This is a genomic window from Mangrovactinospora gilvigrisea, from assembly GCF_001879105.1.
In the GTDB taxonomy this organism is placed as follows: Bacteria; Actinomycetota; Actinomycetes; order Streptomycetales; family Streptomycetaceae; genus Mangrovactinospora; species Mangrovactinospora gilvigrisea.
Genome location: NZ_MLCF01000183.1, coordinates 1 through 4,371, shown reverse-complemented (window position 1 = coordinate 4,371; position 4,371 = coordinate 1). Strand labels below are relative to the sequence as shown.

The following is a 4,371-nucleotide window of genomic DNA, read 5'->3' as shown; positions in this document are numbered from 1 at the left end:
CGGCCGGAGCGGGAGCCGCAGCCGCCGGCTCCTCCTCCCCCGGCGCCAGCCGGGCCAGCAGGCGCGCCTGCACCTGCGGCGAGAGCCCCGCCTCGCCGCCGCACACATCGCGCACCGTCCGGGCGATCTCCTCCGCGCCGGCGTCCTTCGTCAGATAGCCGCGCGCCCCCGCGCGCAGCGCCGGGAAGACCGACTGGTCGTCCGCGTAGGTGGTGAGCACCACCACCTGGGTGCCCGGCAGCGTCTCGCGGATCCGGCGGGTCGCCTCGACGCCGTCCATCCGCGGCATCCGCAGGTCCATCAGCACCACGTCCGGCCGGAGTTCGCCGGCCAGCCGCACCGCCTCCGCGCCGTCCGGGGCCGCGCCCACCACCGCGATGCCGGGCATCAGCCCGAGCAGCATGGCGATGCCGTCGCGCACCACCGTCTGGTCGTCGGCGATCAGCACCCGCAGCTCGCGCGTGCCGGAATCGCTCACGCCGTCTCCGTCGGCAGCCTCACCCACACCCGGAAGCCTTCCTCGGTCGGTCCGGCGCGGAACTCGCCGCCGAGCAGCTCGGCGCGTTCCCGCATACCGAGTAGACCGTACCCGCTTCCGGACGCCGCCAGCTCGCGCTCCCCGCGGCCGTCCGGCGCCGACCGCGGGTTGGTGACCTCCAGTTCGACCGCGTCCGGGAGGTAGTCGAGCGTCAGATGCGCCTTGGCGCCGGGCGCGTGCTTGCGCACATTGGTGAGGGCCTCCTGCGCGGTGCGGCGCAGCGCCTGCCCGGCCTCGGCGGACAGCGGCCGGGCCGGGCCGCGGACGTCGATCAGCGCGCCGTCGGCGCGGGCCAGCGCGGCGAGCTCGTCGGCGGCCGGCGCGTTCTCGCCGCGCAGGGCGCGCAGCGCGCCGCGGGTCTCCTCCAGGCCGTTGCGCGCCATCGCGCGGGCGTCGACGACCCGCTGCAGCACCTCGGCGCGGTTGGCCGCGGAGCCGTCGCCGCGCTCCAGCATCAGCCGGGCCGCCTCCAGATGGACGACCTGCGCGGAGAGGCTGTGCGCCAGCACGTCGTGGATCTCGCGGGCGAGCCGGGCGCGCTCGTCGAGCGCCGCGGTGCGCGCGTTGGCCTCGGCCGCGTCCTGGACGGCGGCGCGCAGCGCCCGCTCCTCGGTGAGCCGCCGCTGGATCTCGCCGCGGGCCTCCCAGTTGGCGCGGGAGCCGTAGCCGCCGGAGAGGGCGGCGCCGAGTGCCAGCAGGGAGCCCCACCAGCCGGGGTCCCGGAAGCCGTACAGGATCACCGGGACGGTGAGGACGACCGCCGCGGCGGGGATCGCCGCCGGCATCCACTGCACCCCCGCGATCAGCGTGACGATGGCGACGACGACGGCCGCGGTCTCCGCGCCCAGCAGCGCGAGGCCGGCGGGGATCAGCGCCAGGGCGACCATGGCGCCGACGCACCAGCGCAGGTCGTGGCGCCTGGCGCGGGCCCGGATCAGCCGGAGCGCCGGGAGCGCGGCGAGCATCAGCGCGGCGACGGCGGCCTGCCGGAGCCGCAGCGCGGGCTCGCCGTGCAGCTCGGTGATGCTGTAGACGGTGAGGGCGGCGAGCGCGGCGAGCCGTATCGCGAGCTTGGTCTGCCGCCAGGACAGGTCGCCGCCCTCCCGCGCCATTGCCTCGCGGGAGGGCCAGCCGGTCCAGAAGCGGGGTCCGGGTTCCGGGCCCCCGCCGAGCCGGGTGGTCACCGGATGCCGGCGCCGAAGGCGGCGTGGGGGGCCGAGGACGGGGCGAGGGCGTTCATCCGGAAGGCGACGACCGCGCCGCGGGCCAGCAGCATCACCGCGAAGGAGAGGGTGATGGCGCCGGTGGGGAGGGAGACATGCATGGCGTGCCCCAGAGCGAAGACGGCGATGCGGGCGGCGAGCGCGCCGAGCCAGACGACGAGCGAGAGGACGCTGGCCCGCGACCAGGCGGCACCGTCGCTCCCGATCCAGACGCGGGCGGTCGCTCCCCACAGGATGCCACCGATGAGGGAGACGGCCAGGCCGACGCCCTCCAGCGCCATCGAGGCGCCGGCGTGGTGGTGGTCGATGAGCCCGCCGCCGCTGGTGAAGGCGACGACCGCGAGGATGATCGGCAGCACCCAGACCCTGCGCCCCCCGCCGGCCCGCTGCGGCGCGAACTGTCGGACGATCATCAGGACGACGACGCCGGCGATCAGGGCGGGGGTGAGCGATCCGGACATGGCGGGCTCCTCTGCGTGGCGTTCGCGGAAGGTCTGGGGTTCGGTCCTGCGTCGCTCTCGGCGACGTCTCCCAAGCTAGATTTCGGGGCGCCGCGCGGCCTCGGCGCGCGGGTGGAACACCGGGTGGAGCCTGCCGGGCGGGCGTCCTCCACCCGCGGGTGGAGCGGGATACGTCGGACGTCCGCCCTTCCCTCGGCCCACCTCCCCTGATGTGATGGGGAGTGCAATAACCCGGCAGGAATCACGCACGAATGTGCAGCCCAGATGGGCGGCACGGAGGAAGGCAGCCCATGTACCGCACGTCCGGTGCGCCGATCGAACTCCAACTCCCCCCGGAGGACCGGGAGTCGGCGCCCTTCACCGGCTGGACCCGCGCCCACTGGGAGGCCGTCGCCGACCACTGGCTGCTCGGCCTCCGCCCGCACACCAGCCCCGGGCACGCCGCCGTCCTCCCGCCCGCCAGCCGGCTCTCCGTCAGCGGCCGCCGCAGCGACGGCCTGGAGGGCTTCGCCCGCTCCTTCCTCGCCGCCTCCGCCCGCATCGCCGGCGCCCGCGGCGCCGACCCGGAGAACCACGCCGAGTGGTACGCCGCCGGCCTCGCCGCCGCGGTCGAGCCCGGCGGCCCCGAGGCCTGGGCGCACGCCGCCGACACCCGCCGCGCCCCGGTGGAGGGCCCGGCCCAGCCGATCGTCGAGGCCTCCGCCGTCGCCTTCGGCCTGGCGCTCTCCCGCGAGTGGCTCTGGGACCGGCTCGACGAGGGCGTCCGCCAGCGCCTCGGCGCCTGGCTCGCCCACCACGCCTCCCTGCAGGCCTGGGACAACAACTGGCTGCTCTTCACCGCCATCACCGAGGCGTTCTGCGACTCCGCCGGGATCCCGGTGGCCCGGCCGCACGCCGAGGCCGACGTGGAGCGCGTGGAGTCGTGGTACCTCGGCGACGGCTGGTACAACGACGGCCCCCTGGAGACCCAGGGCCGCGCCCTCGACCACTACAACTCCTGGGTCATCCACCCCTATCTGTGGATGTGGTACCGGCTGCGCGGCGACCGCGCCCCCGCCGACCGCCGGGCCCGCTACCGCGAGCGGCTCGCCGCCTTCGCCGGCTCCTACTCCCGGCTCTTCGCCCCGGACGGTTCCCCGCTCTTCCTCGGACGCTCCCTCGCCTACCGCACCGCCGTCCTCGCCGGCCCCTGGGCGGCCGCCCTGGAGGGCGTCTCCCCGCTCGCCCCCGGCGCCACCCGCCGGCTGGCCAGCGGCACGATGCGGTACTTCACCGACCGCGGCGCCGGCTCGACCGGCCCGCTCGCCCTCGGCTGGACGACCGGGGAGTACCTGCCGATGGTGCAGGGCTACAGCGGGCCCGGCTCCCCCTACTGGGCCGGCATCGGCATGCTCGGCCTCTCCGCCCCGGCGGACCACCCGCTGTGGACGGAGCCGGAGCAGCCGCAGCCGTCCGAGCGCAACGACACCCCGGCGACCGTCGCCCTGCCGGACCTCGGATGGCTGGTCGCCACCAGCCGCCGCCACGGGGTGGTGCGGGTGGTCAACCACGGCACCGACCACACCCGGCCCGGCGCCGCCGCGCCCACCGGCGAGGGCTACGGGCCCGTCTACGCGCGCCTCGGCTACACCACCCACACCTCGCCCGGCTTCGGCCAGGCCTGGAGCGACGGCGCGGACGGGCACCTGGCCCTGGTGGACGCCTGGGAGCGGGCCACCACCCGCGGCGCGATCGGCGGGTTCGCGGTGCGCGGCGAGGACGTCGCGGCGTCCTGGCACCAGCCGTTCATCGGCGGCCGGGCGCTGCCGGGGGCGCGCGTGGTGACGGCGTCGGTGCTGCACGCGGACGCGGAGGTGCGGTGCCACCTGGTGGACGCGCCGGAGGGCTGGACCGTCCGGGAGGGCGGCACGCTGGTCGCCACCGAGGCGGCGGAGAAGCCGTCGCTGCCGGCGGGCGGCGCGGCGTGGGCGGGCGACGACCGCTGGCGCTCGGTGCTGGCGCCGCTGGCGGGCTGGTCGGGGGCGCGCGCCGAGACGCTGCCGTACGGCGCGGTGACGCCGCTGGGCGGCGGGGCGGAGGTGCCGGTGCTCTGGGCCGCGGGGCGGCCCGAGGGGGGCCGCGGCGTCCATGTCTCGGTCCACGCGCTGGG

Annotated in this window: 4 protein-coding genes; 1 reads left to right on the top strand and 3 read right to left on the bottom strand. The window is 77.0% G+C overall.

Translation table 11 applies throughout. The annotated features are described in order from the left end of the window. From BIV57_RS23045 to BIV57_RS23035, 3 genes are all read right to left on the bottom strand, one after another. Positions 1-478 (bottom strand): response regulator (locus BIV57_RS23045; protein ID WP_071658806.1); only part of this gene is annotated, 478 nt, incomplete at its 3' end. Next, positions 475-1,650, bottom strand: coding sequence for a sensor histidine kinase (locus tag BIV57_RS23040; RefSeq protein ID WP_071658805.1), 1,176 nt, complete (start codon positions 1,648-1,650; stop codon positions 475-477). The genes BIV57_RS23045 and BIV57_RS23040, both read right to left, overlap by 4 nt. 68 nt (positions 1,651-1,718) lie before the next feature. Further along, positions 1,719-2,222: a hypothetical protein gene (locus tag BIV57_RS23035; protein ID WP_071658804.1), complete on the bottom strand. Its 504-nt coding sequence runs from the start codon at positions 2,220-2,222 to the stop codon at positions 1,719-1,721. A gap of 290 nt (positions 2,223-2,512) precedes the next feature. On the opposite strand from BIV57_RS23035, the gene BIV57_RS23030 reads away from it, so the two are divergent. Beyond that, positions 2,513-4,371: DUF2264 domain-containing protein (locus tag BIV57_RS23030; protein ID WP_071658803.1), on the top strand; the 1,859-nt coding region annotated here is incomplete at its 3' end.

Bases quoted from the DNA above. Each gene is read 5' to 3' on its own strand.
- BIV57_RS23040 (WP_071658805.1), bottom strand. From the start codon at position 1,650: ATGGCGCGGGAGGGCGGCGACCTGTCCTGGCGGCAGACCAAGCTCGCG.
- BIV57_RS23035 (WP_071658804.1), bottom strand. From the start codon at position 2,222: ATGTCCGGATCGCTCACCCCCGCCCTGATCGCCGGCGTCGTCGTCCTG.